The sequence below is a fragment of the Mesorhizobium captivum genome, from assembly GCF_033977165.1.
Taxonomy (GTDB): Bacteria; Pseudomonadota; Alphaproteobacteria; order Rhizobiales; family Rhizobiaceae; genus Mesorhizobium; species Mesorhizobium captivum.
Genome location: NZ_JAVIJB010000055.1, coordinates 20145 through 38784, shown reverse-complemented (window position 1 = coordinate 38784; position 18640 = coordinate 20145). Strand labels below are relative to the sequence as shown.

Annotated in this window: 14 protein-coding genes; 3 read left to right on the top strand and 11 right to left on the bottom strand. The window is 65.8% G+C overall.

The genetic code is table 11. The annotated features are described in order from the left end of the window. Positions 1-288 precede the first annotated feature (288 nt). The 11 genes from RFM40_RS30200 to RFM40_RS30150 all read right to left on the bottom strand — a co-directional run bounded on the left by RFM40_RS30200 (position 289) and on the right by RFM40_RS30150 (position 13493). On the bottom strand, positions 289-1800 hold the full coding sequence (locus tag RFM40_RS30200; protein ID WP_320278802.1) for an ABC transporter ATP-binding protein: 1512 nt from the start codon (positions 1798-1800) through the stop codon (positions 289-291). A 244-nt stretch (positions 1801-2044) separates the two neighbouring features. Then, positions 2045-3070, bottom strand: a complete 1026-nt coding sequence (locus RFM40_RS30195; protein WP_320278801.1) for a BMP family protein — start codon at positions 3068-3070, stop codon at positions 2045-2047. Positions 3071-3399: 329 nt separating this feature from the next. Continuing rightward, positions 3400-5469 (bottom strand): 3-hydroxyacyl-CoA dehydrogenase NAD-binding domain-containing protein, encoded by a 2070-nt coding sequence (locus tag RFM40_RS30190; RefSeq protein WP_320278800.1) that lies wholly within the window; start codon positions 5467-5469, stop codon positions 3400-3402. A 258-nt stretch (positions 5470-5727) separates the two neighbouring features. Continuing rightward, positions 5728-6675: an ABC transporter permease gene (locus tag RFM40_RS30185; protein ID WP_320226799.1), complete on the bottom strand. Its 948-nt coding sequence runs from the start codon at positions 6673-6675 to the stop codon at positions 5728-5730. Positions 6676-6678: 3 nt separating this feature from the next. Further along, entirely contained in the window at positions 6679-7656 is a 978-nt protein-coding gene (locus RFM40_RS30180; RefSeq protein WP_320226800.1) for an ABC transporter permease, read from the bottom strand. Position 7657: 1 nt separating this feature from the next. Then, on the bottom strand, positions 7658-9121 hold the full coding sequence (locus RFM40_RS30175; protein ID WP_320278799.1) for a sugar ABC transporter ATP-binding protein: 1464 nt from the start codon (positions 9119-9121) through the stop codon (positions 7658-7660). A gap of 47 nt (positions 9122-9168) precedes the next feature. Next, positions 9169-10185 (bottom strand): ABC transporter substrate-binding protein, encoded by a 1017-nt coding sequence (locus tag RFM40_RS30170; protein WP_320278798.1) that lies wholly within the window; start codon positions 10183-10185, stop codon positions 9169-9171. 88 nt (positions 10186-10273) lie between these two features. Next, the gene (locus tag RFM40_RS30165; RefSeq protein WP_320226803.1) at positions 10274-11164 is read right to left on the bottom strand and encodes an SMP-30/gluconolactonase/LRE family protein; all 891 of its coding nucleotides are present in this window, start codon (positions 11162-11164) and stop codon (positions 10274-10276) included. Beyond that, positions 11164-11358, bottom strand: a complete 195-nt coding sequence (locus tag RFM40_RS30160) for a tautomerase family protein (protein WP_320226804.1) — start codon at positions 11356-11358, stop codon at positions 11164-11166. The genes RFM40_RS30165 and RFM40_RS30160 overlap by 1 nt, the downstream gene beginning before the upstream one ends. 117 nt (positions 11359-11475) lie before the next feature. Then, positions 11476-12216: a response regulator transcription factor gene (locus RFM40_RS30155; RefSeq protein ID WP_320278797.1), complete on the bottom strand. Its 741-nt coding sequence runs from the start codon at positions 12214-12216 to the stop codon at positions 11476-11478. Beyond that, positions 12216-13493, bottom strand: coding sequence for a GAF domain-containing sensor histidine kinase (locus tag RFM40_RS30150; protein WP_320278796.1), 1278 nt, complete (start codon positions 13491-13493; stop codon positions 12216-12218). Before RFM40_RS30150 ends, RFM40_RS30155 begins: the two co-directional genes overlap by 1 nt. Positions 13494-13721: 228 nt before the next feature. On the opposite strand from RFM40_RS30150, the gene RFM40_RS30145 reads away from it, so the two are divergent. The 3 genes from RFM40_RS30145 (at position 13722) to zwf (ending at position 18640) form a co-directional block, all read left to right on the top strand. Then, positions 13722-16133, top strand: coding sequence for a glucan 1,4-alpha-glucosidase (locus RFM40_RS30145; RefSeq protein ID WP_320278795.1), 2412 nt, complete (start codon positions 13722-13724; stop codon positions 16131-16133). 103 nt (positions 16134-16236) lie between these two features. Next, entirely contained in the window at positions 16237-17250 is a 1014-nt protein-coding gene (gene gnd, locus RFM40_RS30140; protein WP_320278794.1) for a phosphogluconate dehydrogenase (NAD(+)-dependent, decarboxylating), read from the top strand. 13 nt (positions 17251-17263) lie between these two features. Next, positions 17264-18640 (top strand): glucose-6-phosphate dehydrogenase, encoded by a 1377-nt coding sequence (gene zwf, locus RFM40_RS30135; RefSeq protein WP_320278793.1) that lies wholly within the window; start codon positions 17264-17266, stop codon positions 18638-18640.

Below are 18640 nucleotides of genomic sequence, written 5' to 3'. Positions count from 1 at the left end.
TTGACACCTCAGATAGTCGCTCATTGCCCTGCCGGGCATTTCTCCCCGTATAGTGACGGGGAGAAAGGGGCTGGCCGCAACGCCGGCGCCTATCTGCTACGCCGGCGATTGGCGAAACCATCGGCGACAGCGCCCTCTCCCCGTCACTATACGGGGAGAGGATGCCGGCAGGCAGGTGAGGGGCGGCGCCGACGTCGGAAATCAGCCTGACGCGACCGCCTCGGGATGAGGATTTGACGGCGACCATGCCGAGCAAGGGCGAGTCGGTTGGGGCCAATCTCATATGCTCTACGCCCTTCCCTCCGCGCCGGTCATCATCAGGCCGAGCCTCGCGACGGTGGCATCCGCACCCGAAAGCGCGCCGGCGATGCGGCCCTCGTACATCACCGCGATGCGGTCCGAGAGCATCAGCAACTCCTCGAGATCCTCGCCGATGACGATGATGCCGCAGCCCTTGGCACGCATGGCGAGGAATTTTTCGTGGATGAACCGCGCGGCCCCGATGTCGAGGCCGCGCGTCGGTTGCGACACGATCAGCACTTTTGGATCGAAAGCCAGTTCGCGCGCCAGAAGCGCCTTCTGCAGGTTGCCGCCGGACAGCGCGCCGGCACGCACCATCGGCCCCGGGCAGCGTATGTCATAGGCCTTGATCTGAGCTTCGGCGAAGGCGCGGATCGCAAGCGGATTGAGCAACCCCTTGCGGCTGAAGGCTTCGGTGCCGATGCGCGGCAGCACCATGGAGTCGGCCAAAGGCAGGTTGGTGACCAGGCCGGTGGTCATACGATCCTCGGGGATGCGGCCGAGGCCAAGCGCCTGCAGCTCGCGCGGCGAAAACTGCGCAACCGTTTTGCCGGCTATGGTCACCGTGCCGGCCTTGGGCGGCAGCATCCCGGAAATGACGTCGGCCAGTGCCCGCTGGCCATTGCCGGAGACGCCGGCGATACCGAGGATCTCGCCCGCCCGGACAAAGAGCGAGACATCGCGCAGCGGCGTGCCGGCATGGCCGGAGGTGGAAATGCCGTCGAGCGTCAACACGGAGGCGCCGGGCGTCGAAGCCTCTCTTGTCGGCGGCACGATCTCGTGACCGCACATCAGCTTGGCCATCTCGGCCGAGGTCGTGCTTGCCGGATGATCGACACGGCCGGCGACTTTGCCGTGACGCAGGACGACGCAGCGATGCGTGAGCGCTCGGACTTCATTGAGCTTGTGCGAGATGAAGATGATGCCGAGCCCTTGCCCCGCCATCGAGCGCAAGGCGGCGAACAGGCCGTCGACCTCGCTCGGCGCCAGCACCGCCGTCGGCTCGTCGAGGATCAAAAGCCTTGCGCCGCGAAACAGCGCCTTGATGATTTCCAGCCGCTGCTGCTCGCCGACCGACAGCGCCGACACCGGCAGGTCCGGATCGAGGCTGAGCCCATACTGACGGCCGATCTCCTTCAGCCGCGCCAGCCCGCCGGCGCGATCGATGCGGCCGGCTTTTCCTGCAATGCCGATCAAAAGATTTTCCAGCACCGTCAGCCGCGGCGCGAGATGAAAATGCTGGTGCACCATGCCGATGCCGGCTGCAAGCGCATCGGCCGAATTGTGGATGGCGACCGGCCTGCCCTCGACCAGGATCTCGCCGGCATCCGGCGCATAGGCACCGAACAGCACGTTCATCAGCGTCGTCTTGCCGGCGCCGTTCTCGCCCAGCAGGCCGAGGATCTCGCCGGGCGCGACGCTGAGATCGACGGCCTCGTTCGCCTTGACGGCGCCGAAGCTCTTGGTGATGCCGCGCATTTCGATCAGAGGGGCGGACAAGGGTGCTCCCGAAGGGTTGACTTTGGGTCGGCCTGACCTGGAAGGGCGTGCCCGTCGCACCCCCCTCTGGCCTGCCGGCCATCTCCCCCTCAAGGGGGGAGATCAGATGTCACTTCGGCTTTCGCCAATCTCCAGCCACGAAAGATGTAGCCAGCGGTGAAGCTGCCAATCTCCCCCCTTGAGGGGGAGATGCCCGGCCGGGCAGAGGGGGGTGGCTAGGCGCCAACCCCAAGCCACAAAGCGCTCAATCCGAGACCGGCGTGTTCTCGTCGACGTCGACGCGGAAATTGCCTTCGAGGATCTCGGCCTTCTTCTTCTCGACCAGCTCCTTGACCTCCGCCGGCAGCGTCTTGTCGAACTTGTGGTAGGGCGCGAGATAGGAGCCGCCCTTGGCCATGCGCGAGAAGTCGCCATAGTCCTGCGCGGTGAAGACGCCGGCCTTGACCAGTTTGATCGCCTGCTCGACCGTCGGGTACATGTCCCACATCGGACCGGTGATGACCGTGTCGGGGCCGAGGCTCGACTGGTCGGACATGTTGGAGATGGCAAGAATCTTCTTCTCGACCGCCGCCTCGATGACGCCGAAACGCTCGGCGTAGATGACGTCGACACCGGCATCGATCTGCGCCACCGCCGCCTCCTTGGCCTTCGGCGGATCGAAGAAGGAACCGATGAAGGCGACCTTCTTCTTGACGTTCGGATTGACCTCCTTGGCGCCGGCAAAGAAGGCGTTGACCAGCCGGTTCACTTCGGGGATGCCCATCGCCGCGACCGCGCCGACTGTGCCCGCCTTCGACATCTTGCCGGCGATCATGCCGGAGAGATAGGCGGGCTCGTGGATCCAGTTGTCGAAGACGCCGAAATTGGGTTCGGCCGGGCCGGCGCCGGAGCCGAACAGCCAGGCCGTCTTCGGGAACTGTTTTGCCGTGCGGCGCGATTCGCGCTCGGCGGCGAAGGCGTCGCCCAGCACCAGCTGGTAGCCGCCCTGCGCATATTCGCGCATCACGCGGCTGAAGTCGGCGGTCTGCACCTTCTCCGACCATTTATATTCGATGCCCAGTTCCTTCTCGGCCTTCTGCAGGGCGACATGGATCTGGTTGTCCCACGGCTCCTCGATCGGCGTGGCGAAGATCGCCGCCACCTTCAGCTTCTTGTCCTTTGCGAAGGCCACGCCCGGCAGCGCCGCCGCTGCGAGGCCAAGCGCGCCGAGTTCCAGCACGTTGCGCCGCGACAAGCCGGCGCGTTGGGTTTTACTACGTTCGTTTTCCATTGAAGTTCCCCTCTGCTCGACGGCCGTGTCGAGCCGGCCGTTCAAAAAATGTCAGACGCCAGGACTATGGAACGGCGCCCGAGTTTTGTCCACATGGTCAAATTTGGCAGTGGTCGCTGCGAGCAAGCCGGGAAGGTCGGCGGGACAGCACCCCCCTCTGGCCTGCCGGCCATCTCCCCCACAAGGGGGGAGATTGGCAGCTTGGGCGCCACGCTCATTCCTGCAACGTTGAAAATTAGCGAAGACGGCCGCGACAGCTGATCTCCCCCCTTGTGGGGGAGATGTCCGGCAGGACAGAGGGGGGCGCGAAGGAACGCGGCGTAACCGCACTATCCGCGAGCGCTCTCCCAGCGCCCCGTCTCGGCAAACCTCCTCAACACCGGCGCCGGCTCGAAAATCGCCCTGCCGGTGCGCTGGTGCCAATACTCCAGCCGCTCGATGATCCTGGCTGCCCCTTCAAGCCCGGCCCAGAACATCGGCCCGCCCTTGCCCACCGGAAAGCCGTAGCCGTTCGCCCAAACGACATCGATGTCCGACGCGCGCGCCGCAACGCCCTCCTCAAGGATCTTCGCGCCTTCGTTGACCAGCGGATAGAGCGTGCGCTCGATGATCTCTTCCGTACCGATAGCACGCGCTTCGATGCCGCGTTCGGCCGCCTTGGCGCGGATCAGCGCCTCGACTTCGGGATCCGCAAGCGGCTCGCGCGAGCCGCTCTCATAGCGATACCAGCCGCGGCCGGTCTTCTGGCCGAACCGCCCCTCTTCGCACAGCGTATCGGCAATCACCGCCGTCTGGCCGCGGGCCTTGCGGTTGCGCCAGCCGATGTCGAGGCCGGCGAGGTCGCCCATCTGGAACGGTCCCATCGGCCAGCCGAAATCGGTGAACGCTTTGTCGACTTGGGCAGGTGTCGCGCCTTCCAGCAGCAGCGCTTCGTTTTCCGCACCGCGCGCGGACAGCATGCGGTTGCCCACGAAACCGTGGCAGACGCCGACGACGACCGCTACCTTGCCGATGCGCCGGGCGAGATCGGTCACCGTCGCGAGCGCGTCGGGCGCGGTCTTCTCGGCGCGCACGATCTCCAGCAGCTTCATGACATTGGCCGGCGAGAAGAAATGCATGCCGAGCACGTCTTGCGGCCGCGACGTCGAGGCGGCGATCGCGTCGACGTCGAGATAGGAGGTGTTGCTGGCAAGGATGGCGCCAGGCTTGGCGATTGCGTCGAGCCTGCCGAACACCTCTTTCTTCACCGCCATATCCTCGAACACGGCTTCGATGATGAGGTCGCAATCTGCAAGATCGGCATAGTCGGTGCTGCCCTTGAACAGACCGAGCCGCTGCTGCTTCGCTTCCTCGGTCAATGAGCCGCGGCTGACCGAAACGGCATAGTTCTTCTCGATCATCGCCAGTCCGCGCTGCAGCGCTTCCTCGCCGGTCTCCAGCAGGGTCACCGGAAAGCCGCCATTGGCGAAGGCCATGGCGATGCCGCCGCCCATCGTGCCGGCGCCGATGATGCCGACGCGTTCTATCCTGCGCTTCTGCAAGTCCTTGCCGGGCACCTTCGCCGCCTCGCGCTCGGCGAAGAACAGATGCCGCTGCGCCCGCGACTGGTCGCCCGAAACGAGTTTTGCGAAAAGCTGCCGCTCGGCGGCGAGAGCTTCGTCGAAGGGTAGCGCGATGGCATTGCGCACGGCCTTCGCACAGGCAAGCGGCGCTTCCAGTCCGCGCGTTTTTCTGGCGAGGTCAACCGCCTGGGCGTCGAAGGCGGCAAGATCGGTTTCGGCAAGGCGCTCGTTGCGATCCCGTACCGGCACGAACGGCCCGCCTCGATCGGCCATTTCGTCAGCGAAACGAACCGCGTTCGCCAATAGATCGCCGTCGAAGGTCTCATCGACAAGGCCCGTCGCCTTTGCTTCGCCGGCCGAAATCGGCGCTCCGGAAACGATCATGCCGAGCGCTTTGACGGCACCGACCAGGCGCGGCAGGCGCACGGTGCCGCCGCCGCCGGGCAGCAGGCCGAGCGTCACCTCGGGCAGGCCGAGCTTGGCGCCTCGATCGGCGACGCGGAAATGGCAGCCGAGCGCCAGCTCCAATCCGCCGCCGAGCGCCGTGCCGTGGATGGCGGCAATCGTCGGCTTGGCGATGGTCTCCAGCAAAGCGATGATGGCGCGCAGCTCCGGCTGCTCGACCGGCTTGCCGAATTCGGTGATATCGGCGCCGGCGACGAAAGTCCGCCCGGCGCAGGCGATGACGATGGCCTTGGCGGCGGGATCGTCGCGCAACACGGCGAGCGCCTCATAAAGCGGCTTACGGACATGGAAACTCAACGCATTGACCGGCGGGTTGTTGATGGTGACCACCGCCACGCCGTTCTCGTTCGCGACGCTGACGAAACTGGACAAGCGGAACCTCCCGAGATCGGCTGTGACCGGGAGGGTTTACTAGGCCGCGCCCTGAATGGGAACCGGATGTTGCGCTGGCGCAATGGTTGTCCTGATGCTCAGTCGCTATTTGGCGCCGAGCGTCGGTGAGTTCGGCAGAGATTCAGGTCAGGCCGAGTCGAAAATGGTGGATTCCGAGAACCGGAGCGGAGCGTACTTAAGTACGTGAGCACCGGAAGCGCAGGAGGCCGCCATTTGCAGGCCGGCCTCACCTGAATATCAGCGCACAGCCCTTTCCCCACCCGCCGCCGTGATCACCCCGACGATGATCAGCCCGGTCAGCACCAGCCGCACCCCGGCGCTGACGCCGAAGGTGTTGAGCATGGTGAGCAGAAGCACCAGGAACAGGCCGGCGCCCCAGACGCCGGGCACGTTGGCCTTGCCGCCGGCGACCGAGGTGCCGCCGATGACCACGACCGCGATCGAGGCGAGCAGGTATTCGTTGCCGATATCGACATTGGCGCCGCGGAAATAGCCGGCAAGCAATGCGCCATCGATGCCGCCCAGTGCGCCGCACAGCGTGTAGGTGAGGAAGCGGATGCGGCCGACATTGACGCCGGCAAGCCAGGCGGCGCGGATGTTCTGGCCGATCGCCAGCACCGAGCGGCCGTAGATCATGCGCTGCAGCGCAAGCGCCGCGCCGATGGTGAAGACCACCGTCAACATCGCCAGCACCGGAATGCCGAGGATTTGCCAATTGGTGAAATCGGCGAAGCCCGGCGGCGGCTTGATCTGCAGGCCGCGGCCATAGCTGATGTCGACCGACTGGATGATGAAGCTCGCCGACAGCGTGGCGATGATCGGCGGAATACGAAGCGCCCAGATCAGCAGGTAGTTGATGGCGCCGATGGCCGCACCGCAAGCGAGCGCGGCAAGCAGCCCGACGACGATCATCGAATCGCTGCCGCCCATCACCTTCATCGCCACAGCGCTGGCGAGACCGATATTGGCCGGCAGCGACAGGTCGACATTGCCGGGCCCGAGCGTGATGACGAACATCTGGCCGACGCCGACGATGACGGTGAAGACGGCCAGCGAAAGCGCCGCCGTGACCATGCCGCCGGCGCCGTAGCCGCCGGTGAAGGCGATGGTGGCCAGCCAGACCACGAGCGCACCGACGAAGGACCAGAGCCAGGGTTTTTCGAGCAGCATCCGCACGGAGGCCATGGCTCACCTCTCCCTGCGGCTGATCAGCACCCGCGCCGCCAGCACGATGATCAGGATCGCGCCGTTGGCGGCGACCTGCCAGTCGGGCGGGATGTGCATGAAGGTCAGAAGGGGCGACGCGGCGAGCGCCAGCGTCAGCGCGCCGATGACCGCGCCGATCGGCGACACGCGGCCGCCGACGAACTCGCCGCCGCCGAGAATGACGCCGGCGATCGACAGCAGCGTATAGCCATTGCCGATATTGGCGTCGGCCGAGGTGGTGATGCCGATCAAGGCCATGCCGGAGAGCACGCCGAACAGGCCGGTCAGCGCGAACAGCGCGATCTTGGTGCGGAGCAGCGACCAGCCGGCGCGCCTCAGCGCCGCGCCATTGCCGCCGGAGCCGCGCAGGATGACGCCGTAGGAGGTGCGCATCAGGCCGAAATGCACCACGGCCGCGATGAGCAGCGCAGCGAGGATCGGAAATGGAATGTAAGGCGGCTTGAACGACATGATCGAAAGCAGCCAGTCGGGCGCCTTGCCGCCGGGCTTCGGTAGGATGAGGATGGCGAGCCCCTGCCACACGAAGCTCATGCCGAGCGTCACCACGATCGACGGCAGGTTGCGCAGATGGATGAGCGCGCCGAGCAGCGCATAGACGCCGATCGAACCCATCAGAACGACAATACCGAGCAACGGCGCGTCCCGAAGCCAAGTTGCGGTGACGCAGCCGACGAAGCCGACGAATGTGCCGATCGACAGGTCGAGCTCATTGCCGGCGATGACGAACATTTGCGCGATCGTCGCCAGAGCGATCGGGATCGCCAGGTTGAGCATCAAATTGAAGCCGAAATAGCTGATGGCGCGCGGGTTGAGCCAGGCGATCGCAAGTAGCACCAACGCCAATGACAGCGCCGGCAAAAGGCCGCGCAGCATGCGCGCCCTGGCCGCGCCGCCGCGCGGCGAGGTTTTCGGGAGCGTGCCGGGAGCGATCGCCGTCATGTCAGGCCGCATCGCCGAACGAGGACTGGATGATCTTTTCCTCCGTCAGCTCGTCGCGCCTCAGATTGGCGACGATCCGCCCGTTCTTGAAGACATAGACGTGGTCGCAATTGTCGAGCTCTTCGGTTTCGGTCGTGTACCAGAGGAAGGTGCGGCCCTTGGCTGCCTCCTGGCGCACGAGGCCGTAGACTTCCAGCTTGGTGCCGATGTCGACGCCGCGCATCGGATCGTCCATCAGCACGATCTCGGCGTCGGAGCCGAGCGCGCGCGCAAACAGCGCCTTCTGCTGGTTGCCGCCCGACAGCGAATAGATGTTGTTGTTCATATCCGGCGTGCGGATGCCGATCTTCTGCTTCCAGGATTCGGCGAGCTCCGCCTCGCGCTGCGGCGAGATCAACAGGCCGTTGCGCAGGCGCTGAAGCGAGCGGATGCCGATGTTTTGCGCGATCGACCATTGCGCGAAGATGCCGTCCGCCTGGCGATCGCCGGCAACCAGCGCCACCGGCGCGGTCACCTCGACGCCGGCCTTGGCGCGCGACGCCGCTGAGAAGATCGCGAGCAGCAGGTCGGTCTGGCCATGCCCGGCAAGACCGGCAAGGCCGATGATCTCACCCGCGCGGGCGACAAGCTCCTTGCCGTCCTGCTGCCGCGCCGGGCGCGCCTTAATCCGCAGCGCACCGGCTTCGGCTTTCCGTGCCTCGGCGGCGGCCTTCTGGTGGCCCTCGGCGCCGCCCATGGCGGCGACCAGTTTGTCGCGATCGAAAGCACCTGCCGCGTCGGCCGCGACCACCTTGCCGTCGCGCATCACCACGATGCGGTCGGCATTCTGCAGCACTTCGCCCAGCACATGCGAGATCAGGATGCAGCTGCCGCCCGCTTCGACGAAGCGGCGCACGAAGGCGAGCAGCTGGCGCGCCGTATGCGCGTCGAGCGACGAGGTCGGCTCGTCGAGGATGACCAGGTGCAGCGGTTCGCGCGTCAGCGTGAAGGCGCGCGCCACCTCCACCATCTGCCGCCGGCCGATCGACAGGTCGCCGGCAATGTCGTCCGCCGCGATGCCGTGGTCCGGAAAGATCTCGTCGAGCTTGGCCTGGATAAGGCCGGCCGCCTTGCGCCGCCAGCCGAAACCGGCGAGCGAGGGATGGTTGATGCGCGTGTTTTCGGCGACGCTGAGATTGGGGCAGAGCGACAGCTCCTGGAACACGCAGCGTATGCCGAGCTCGAGCGCGCGCGCCACGGAATAGGCGGCTTCCTGATTGCCGCGCACGGCGATCTGCCCGCCATCGGGCCGCAGTGTGCCCGCCACCATATGCATCAGCGTCGACTTGCCGGCGCCGTTGTGTCCGACCAGCCCGACGCATTCGCCGGCGCCGACATGGAAGTCGACGCCGTTAAGGGCGCGGACGGCGCCGAAATGCTTTTCGGCGCCGTCCAGCCTGACGATATCTGCAATAGCCTGGAGCATCCTCAACTTTTATCCGGTTGGCGATGCGGCTGGCAAATTTCGCGCCGCTATTGCTTGATGTTGACCTTGATGGCCGCGATGGCGTCTTCCTGCGTGTATTCGTGCGTGGCGACGCCGCCCTCCTTGATGTTCGGCAGCGCGGCCTCGAAATCGTCCTGGGTGAAGGCGAGATAGGGCACCAGCAGATCGTGCGGGATGTCCTTGCGGCCATCGAGCACCTGCTGCGCCACCCAGAAGGCGAGAGTCGACACGCCCGGCGCGATCGAAGCCGACCAGGTCTTGTAGCCGTCCTTTTCCTTCTGCTCCTTCCACCACTTCAGCTCGTCCTGCCGGTTGCCCATGATGATGGTCGGGCGCGGCTTGCCGGCGGCAGCGAAGGCTTGGGCCGCGCCATAGCCGTCGCCGCCCTGGTCGACGATGCCGACGACATCCGGCAGCGACGGCAGGATGGTCGCCACGGCCTTCTGCGCCGTGGTTTGATCCCAGTCGCCGGTGACCGAGCCGACGATCTTGAACTCCGGATGGGCGGCGACGCCTTCGAGAATGCCGGCATGGATGGCATCGTCGATCGAAGTGCCGGCCAGCCCGCGGATCTCCAGCAGGTTGCCGCCCTTGGGCTGGAACTTGGCCATCTGCTCGACTTCCTGCTTGCCCATGTCCTTGAAGTCGACGACGACGCGGTAGGCGCAGGGCTCGGTGACGGTGCCGTCGAAGGAGACGACGATGATGCCGGCATCGCAGGCCTGCTTGATGGCGCCGTTGAGCGCATCCGGCGAGGCGGCGTTGATGACGATGGCGTCATAACCCTGCAGGATCAGGTTCTGCACCTGGGCGGCCTGGGTCGGCACTTCCTTGTCGGCGGTGGTGAATACGTCCGCCGCTGCCACCACCTTGTCCTCGACCGCCTTCTTGGTGACGATGCCGTAGCTGTCGAGCATCGCCTGGCGCCACGAATTGCCGGCATAGTTATTGGAGAAGGCGATCTTCTTGCCGCTCGTGTCGGCAAGCGCGGTGCCCGAGGCGAGCATGGCTGCCAAGGCGCTCAGGATCAGTAGTTTCTTCATGTCATATCCTCCCAGATGTGTTGACTGCTGCACTTTCCGTCGGCCCCTGCGGGCCGGCTTCACTCCAATCCGATCCGAGCGCGCCCGCTCAAAACAATCTCAGCCCCGGCACGCGCACCCTCAGCCGGTAAAGCGAGGTCGAGGCGGCGATGTAGAGGCTTCTGAGGTCATCATCGCCGAAGGTGAAATTGGCACAATCTTCCGGTGTCGCGATGACGCCGAGAAGGTCGCCCGAGGCATCGAACACGTGTATGCCGCCCGGGCCGGTGCAATAGAGGTTTCCCCGGCTGTCGATCTTCATCCCGTCGGGCGCCCCGGGCCCGTCGCCTTCCGTCACCGCCCAAACCGCGCCGCCGTTGAGATCGCCGTTCGCTTCAACGCCGAACACCCTGATGTGGCCGCGCTCGGTATCGTTGACGAAGAGCCTCGATTCATCGAGCGAGAAGCAGAGCCCGTTGGGCTGCGCAAAGTCGTCGGCCAACAGCGTCAGCCGCGCGCCGTCGCCGTCGATCCGGTAGACGCCCCGGAACGGCAGCTCCTGCGGCCTCGGCACGCCATAGAATTCCGCCCGGCCGTAAGTCGGATCGGTGAAATAGATCGAGCCCCCGGTGGCGACGACGATGTCGTTCGGGCTGTTGAGCTGCTTGCCCTGGTGATGGGTGGCAAGAACCGTCGTCGCGCCGTTCGGCTCGGCGCGGGTGACACGGCTGGTTGCGTGCTCGCAGGTCAGCAGCCGTCCCTGCCGGTCGAGCGTGTTGCCGTTGGCCTTGTGGCTGGGCGCACGGAACAACTCGATCTCGCCGGAGACGCTGCGCCGGTACATGCGGCTTTGCGGAATATCGGAAAAAACCAGCCATTTCTCGTAAGGATGCCAGACCGGCCCTTCGATGAAGCCGTAGCCGGTGGCAAGCCGCTCCATCGCCGCATTGCCGACGACGTCGCCGAAGCCGGAATGACGGGCGCGCGCCGGGATCGACATTACGAGCCCTTCGGCTCGCGAACCGGCTTGCCGGCCACGAACCAGTCGCTGCCCGGCACGTCCTCGACCACTACCCAGATCGCTTCCATGGGCAACTCGGCGACCTCGCTGATCGCTTCGGTGACGCGGCGCGAGATCTCGTTCTTGCGCTTTTGCGAATGGCCCTCGAGTATCCGTATGCTGACGAACGGCATGGCGCTTCCCGTTATTCTTGTTCTTGTCGGACAAAACGTAGTCGGGATGCGAGCCGGGCGATACGGGTCTAAGCGCAGCGCCGACTGTGGTTTCGCACAGTCGGCGGAAGCCGAAGGCTACTGTTCCTGCAGCGGCGTCGCCTGCGCGAGCCAGGCGTCGAGCTGTTCCTGCTCCCGCCGCAGCGCGTCGATGTTGATCAGGCCGCGCGCCATGGCGAGATAAATGGCGCGGGTGCGCGAGTTGAAGACCGACGCTTCGCCAGCGCCGTCTTCCGGCGGCACGATGCCCAGCTTGTCGTAGACATGCTTGATGCGGCTCTGCGCGCCGCGGATCGACAGGCCGCGCCGCCCCGCGATCGCCCTGTCGGTCAGGCCGAGCGCGATGTCGATCAGGCTTTCATACTCGCCGTCGGTGATGCCCTCGAAGCGGTCTTGGACGCGGTGCTGGATGCCGCGGATCTCGCGGTCGATGATGCAATGCCCCTCGCGGAACACGCCGCGCAGCGCCGAGCGCATGCCTTCTTCCGTCGCCGACTTCAGCACATAGCCATAGACCGAGCCCGGCGGAACGATGCGCGCCACGCCCCGCACATAGGCTTCGTCGGCGAAGTTGGACCAGAACAGGATATGCGTGCCGGCGCGCCGGCTCCAGATGGCCCGGGCCACCTCGATGCCGGTCGCCTTGGGCAGTTGCAGGTCGAGCACCACATGCGGCGGCTGCCGCTCGGCCGCCAGATTGATGGCGTCCTCGCCGTCGCCAGCTTCGATCACCTCGACGTCGCCGGGCCACAATTGCTCGACGGTGCGCCGCGCGAAGCTGCGGTGCAGGCCGTCATTTTCCGCGATCATGACCAGCATCAGATCGCCTCCGCCACCGGCTGGCCTTCCGCCGCCGCAGTGCTGCGTGCCGAACCCTTGCCCTCTTCGGGCTCGCGGTCGATCTCGATGACGACCCGCGTGCCGCCCTTGCGGCTGGCCGGTTCGAAGCGCAGCCGCGCCCCGACAAGGGCGGCCCGCGTATGCATGTGGCCGATGCCGCCTTGAGCCGCGGGATCGACCGCGCCGCAGCCATGCCCGTCGTCGGTCACGGTCACGCTGAATGTGCCTGGCGTCGACGCCAGCTGCACCTCGATGCGGCTTGGTCCGGCATGGCGCACGGCGTTGTTGATGGCTTCCTGCACGATCCGGTAGAGCGCCGTGCGCAGCGTTTCCGACAGGCCGTCGGCGCTGCCGTCGCTGGTGTCGGCTATGCGCACCGCGATCGGCGGCTTGGCCCTGGCGACGCTGCGGTTGAGATGCGCCTCGACGGCATCGCGCAGGCCGAACAGTTCCAAGACGCTCGGCCGCATATCGTCGACGATGTGGCGAAGCTCCGCCAGGCAACCCGCCACCTCCTGCTCGAGATCGGCAAGCTGCGCCGTCCGCGCCACGCCGCGGCTGCGGAAGGCCGAGACCTGGCGCGCGATGCGGGCGAGGTCGGCGAGCGTCTGGTCGTGCAGGTCCATCGCCATGCGGCGGCGCTCGCGCTCCATGCCGGCGGTCAGCTGCGAGGCGCCGACCCTCAGCAGCTCCGCCCGGTTGCGCGCCTCGCTTTCGGCGAGCATTGCGCGGCGCGCTTCCTCGGTCTGGATCAGCGCGAAAATATAGGGCGCGATGAGATCGGCGCATTGCTGGGCGACGTCGACGTCAGCCTGCGTGTAGCAGCCGGCCTCGTGCCGGCTGATATTGAGCGCGCCGACGACGGTGCCGCGTGCCCTGAGCGGCACGATGATGCGGCTGCGCAGCTTGGCGGCGAAGATCGGCCCGTCGAAGGCCCCCTCGAAATGGAAGCGATCGTCGACGAGCGCATTGTCGGTCAGGAGATAAGGCGTCTCACCCCGCAGCACGCGGCGGATCGGGCTGCCCTCGACCGGATGCTGCGCCAGATCGCTCCAGCTGGTGTGGAAGCCCGCCTCGTAGCAGGCATGCATGCGCCCATCGAGCGACAGCACCGCCAGGTCGATATGGTCGTGCGGGATAAGCGTGCCGATTTCGATCGCCGTTGCCCGGAACGCCGAGCCGGGATCGATATGCCCGGCCAAAGCCCGCGAGATCGCGAGCAGCCGGTCGATCAGCTGGGGAGATACCTCCGACATGTCTCCTCCCTTGCCTTGGATGAATGTCGCGGAAAGACGCGCAACGCCAAGCCATATGGCGCGGCCTCAAGTCTTGCTTCCCGCATTCCTCCCTGCTTGCGAAATAGTGAGCGCTTGATAGTGCCGCTGTCAACGATGGCCCCCGCGGCGGCAAGCGATCAACTTCAGGTGCGACGATTGAAAAGCCTGCGGCTCCTGGTTTAGGGATGGCCGAGGAGATCGCATGGCATGGCAGCGACGCTGACTGTTGCACAGGGCGCCCCGGGAATACCCGCGCGCTGGACGTCAAGCGCCAAGAGCGGCGTCGGCACCGCGCTTTGGGCGAAAAGCCCGCTCTGGTTCACCATCAGCCACGGCATTTTGAACGAGATCTATTATCCGCGCCTCGACAGCGCCTGCACGCGCGACATGGGGCTGATCGTCATCGGTCCCGGCGGCTCCTTCTCGGAAGAGAAGCGCGATGCCGTGCACGTGATCGAGCCGTTCGAGGACGGCGTGCCCGCCTACCGCCTGGCCAACAAGGCGGCCGATGGTTCCTACCGGATAGAAAAGCGCATCCTTACGGATCCGAAACAGCCTGTCCTGCTGCAGGAAATCACCTTCGCGGCGCTCAAGGGCTCAGCCCCGGACTATCGCGTCTACGCGCTGCTCGCGCCGCATCTGGTCAATGCCGGCACGGGCAACACGGCCTGGGTTGGCGAGCACAAGGGGCATCGCGTGCTGTTTGCATCAGGTCGCGGCGTCTCCGTCGCGCTGGCCTGCTCGCTGCCCTGGGGCGCCTGCTCGGCCGGCTATGTCGGCGTCTCCGACGGCTGGCAGCAGCTCCACAACGGCGGCAGGCTCGACCCTGCCTTTGAGCGCGCGGAGGACGGCAACGTGGCGCTGACCGGCGAGATCGGCTTCTCGGCGGGTAAGGGCACGGCGTTGCTGGCGCTCGGCTTCGGCGCCTGGCCGGAAGAGGCGGCGGAGATCGCGCTGGGCGGTCTCAAGCAGGACTTCGAGGCGGCCGCCGAGACCTATGCCGCCAACTGGCGGAAATTCCAGGCCGGGCTGGAGAAGCTCGACCGGCAAGCTGCCTCTGGCCTGAACAGCTATCGCGTCAGTACCGCGGTACTTGCCTCGCATCTGTCGGTCGCCAGGCCGGGAGCCGCCGTCGCCAGCCTCTCGATCCCGTGGGGCTTCGACAAGGGCGACGACGATCTCGGCGGTTACCATTTGATCTGGCCGCGCGACCTGGTCGAGACGGCGGGCGGCTTCCTCGCCGCTGGCGACGCCAGGCAGGCGATGCAGATCCTCGCCTATCTGCGCTCGATCCAGCAGCCGGACGGCCATTGGCCGCAAAATTGCTGGTCGAGCGGCACGCCCTATTGGCCGGGCATCCAGATGGACGAATGCGCCTTTCCGCTGCTGCTCGCTGATGCGCTCCGCCGCGGCGGCCATCTGCCGCGCGCGGAGCTCGACGATTTCTTAGCCATGATCGAGAGCGCGGCCTCCTATGTCGTGCGCAACGGCCCCGTTACCGGGCAGGACCGCTGGGAGGAGGATGCCGGCTACAGCCCCTTTACGTTGGCGGTCGAGATCGCGGCGCTGCTTGGGGCGGCCGACATGCTGGATGCCTGCGGCAAAAATGCGCCGGCAAAGTATTTGCGCGAGACCGCCGATTGCTGGAACGCAGAGATAGAGCGCTGGACCTATGTCACCGGCACCGAACTCTGCGCCAGGGAAAGCATCGAAGGCTACTATGTCCGCATCGCGCCTCCGGACGGAGCCGGGGCCGCCTCGCCCAAGGACGGCTTCGTGCCGATCAAGAACCGCCCGCCGGCCGACACCGGTAAGCCAGCCGAAGCGATCATCAGCCCCGACGCGCTGGCGCTGGTCCGCTTTGGCCTGAGGGCGGCGGACGATCCGCGTATCCTGAACACGATCAAAGCCATCGATGCCGAGTTACGCTGTAAGCTACCGCAAGGCCCGCTCTGGTACCGCTACACCGGCGACGGCTATGGCGAGCACGAGGACGGCGCGCCCTTCGACGGCACCGGCCGTGGCCGGCCATGGCCGCTGCTCGCCGGCGAGCGCGCCCATTACGAGCTGGCGGCGGGACGGCCCGACAAAGCGGCCGAACTGCTGGAAACCTTCGAGCGCTACGCCGGTGTGGGCGGCCTTCTGCCGGAGCAGGTCTGGGACAGGCCCGACGTGCCGGAGCGCGAATTGCGGCTCGGCGCGCCGTCCGGCAGCGCCATGCCGCTGGTCTGGGCGCATGCCGAGCATATCAAGCTCCTGCGCTCGCTGCGCGACGGCAAGGTCTTCGACATGCCGCCGCAGGGCGTCGAACGCTACATCAAGCGAAAGACCGTCTCGCCGTTCCGCGCATGGCGCTTCAACAACAAGATTCGCTCCATTCCCGCCGGCAAGGTCCTGCGCGTGGAACTATCAGCGCGCGGTGTGGTTCACTGGAGCAGCGACAAATGGCTGACGGTGCAGGACGACAAGACGGCCGAGAACGCCTTCGGCGTCCATCTCGTCGACTTGGCCGTAGCAGACCTGCAGCCGGGATCGACGATCGTCTTCACTTTTTTCTGGCCCGAAGCCAGCCGTTGGGAGAATGTCGACTTCACCGTCGGCGTCGATCCTTCGGACTAGATCATGGTCGTGAAAAGTGGGAACCGGTTTTCGGACCGAGACCATGATCAAAACGAACAGAGCCAGTAAGATTTCTTCTTCCTCAAGCTATTAGGATGACACCATGCAGATCGGAATGATGGGACTGGGCAGGATGGGCGCCAACATGGTGCGGCGCCTGATGCGCGACGGCCACGAATGCGTCGTCTACGACATCAATTCGGCAAGCGTCGCCGGCATGGTCAAGGACGGCGCCATCGGCGCCGCCTCGCTGGAAGAATTCGTCGCCAAGCTCGCCAAGCCGCGCTGCGCCTGGCTGATGCTGCCGGCCGCGATCACCGGCAAGATCGTCGACCAGGTGGCAGCGCTTATGGAGCCCGGCGACATCGTCATCGACGGCGGCAATTCCTATTATCACGATGCCGTCGACCAGGCCGCGAAGCTGGCAACCAAGGGCATCAACTTTGTCGATGTCGGCACCAGCGGCGGCGTGTGGGGACTGGAGCGCGGCTACTGCCTGATGATCGGCGGCCCCGATGAAGCCGTGCAGCTTCTCGATTCGGTCTTCGCCACGCTGGCGCCCGGCGCCGACCCAGGCTCCAACCCGCCGAAGGACGCCGGAACCGCGGCCTTTGGCTATCTGCATTGCGGGCCGAGCGGCGCCGGCCATTTCGTCAAGATGGTGCACAACGGCATCGAATACGGCGTCATGGCCGCCTATGCCGAAGGCATCAACATCCTGAAATCGGCCAATGCTGGCAAGCGCGGCCGCACGGCGGATGCCGAGACCAGTCCGCTCGAAAATCCGCAATATTACCAATTCGATATCGACCTTGCCCAAGTGGCCGAGGTTTGGCGGCACGGCAGCGTCATCGGCTCCTGGCTGCTCGACCTCACCGCCGGCGCGCTGAAGAACGACCCCGCGCTCACGCAATTCGGCGGCCGGGTGTCGGACTCGGGCGAAGGCCGCTGGACGCTGAAGGCGGCGATCGATACCGGCGTTCCGGCGCCGGTGCTGTCCTCGGCGCTGTTCGACCGCTTCTCCTCGCAAGGCGAATCCGCCTTCGCCGACAAGCTTCTGTCCGCCATGCGCTATGCCTTCGGCGGCCATGTCGAGAAGCCGAAGACCGGTGCCTGAGGGGAGAGACGGCATGAGCCAGGAAAGGTCCGACACGCTGGTGCTTTTCGGAGCGACCGGCGATCTTGCGCATAAGAAGATATTTCCGGCGCTGTACCAGATGGTCGCCAAGGGGACGCTGACCGAGCCGGTGATCGGCGTCGCCTTCGAGCCTTGGGATCTTGGCAAGCTGGTGGACCGGGCCCGCGACGGCATCGTCAACGCCCTGGGCAGTATCGACGACAAGCTGTTCGCCAAGCTCGCCTCGCTGCTGCGCTATGTCAGCGGCGACTACCGCGACCCCACGACCTTCGAAAAATTGAAGACGGCGCTCGGCTCGGCGCAGCGGCCATTGCACTATATGGCAGTCCCCCCGACCATGTTCGAAACCGTCGTGCAAGGATTGGAGCAGTCCGGCACCGCGCGCGGCGCGCGGCTCATGGTGGAAAAGCCTTTCGGCCACGACCTGCAGTCCGCGCGCTGGCTGAACCGGGTGCTGCATCTGGTGTTCGACGAACGGTCGATCTTCCGCATCGACCATTATCTCGGCAAGGAAGCGATCCAGAACCTGCTCTATTTCCGCTTCGCCAACGCTTTCCTCGAACCGATCTGGAACCGCAACTTCGTCGAGAGCGTGCAGATCACCATGGCCGAGGATTTCGGCATCGAGGGCCGCGGCCGCTTCTATGACGACGTCGGCTGCATCCGCGACGTCATCGAGAACCATCTGCTCAACATCCTTTTGCTTTTAGCCATGGAGCCGCCGGTCGGCCGCTCGGCCGACGACCTGATCGACGAGAAGGTGCAGGTGCTCCGCGCCATCCGCACGCTTGCCAAGGACGATGTCGTGCGCGGCCAGTTCGACGGCTATCTGGCGGAGCCGGGCGTCAAGCCCAACTCGCCGGTCGAGACCTTCGCCGCGGTGCGGTTCTTCGTCGACACCTGGCGCTGGCGGGACGTGCCCTTCTTCATCCGCGCCGGCAAGAACATGCCGGTGCACGCCACCGAAGTGATCGTGCGGCTGAAGCGGCCGCCGCTGGACGTCTTCGACCCGATCAAGCCGGGCGACGCCAACTATGTCCGTTTCCGCATCGATCCGCAGGTGGCGATCTCGATCGGCGCCCAGCGCAAGGTCGCCGGCGACGACATGATCGGCGAGCAGGTGGAACTCACCGCGCTCGACGACACCAAAGGCGACATGCCGCCCTATGAGCGGCTGATCGGCGATGCGATGAACGGCAACGGCCAGCTCTTCACCCGCCAGGATGCGGCCGAGCTGGCCTGGCGCATCGTCGGGCCGGTGCTTGGCGACACCGCGCCGCCGCAGATCTATGCGCCGAAGACCTGGGGGCCGGCCGATGCCATGAACGGCTTCGGCCCGCCCAATGGCTGGATCAACCCGACGAAATAA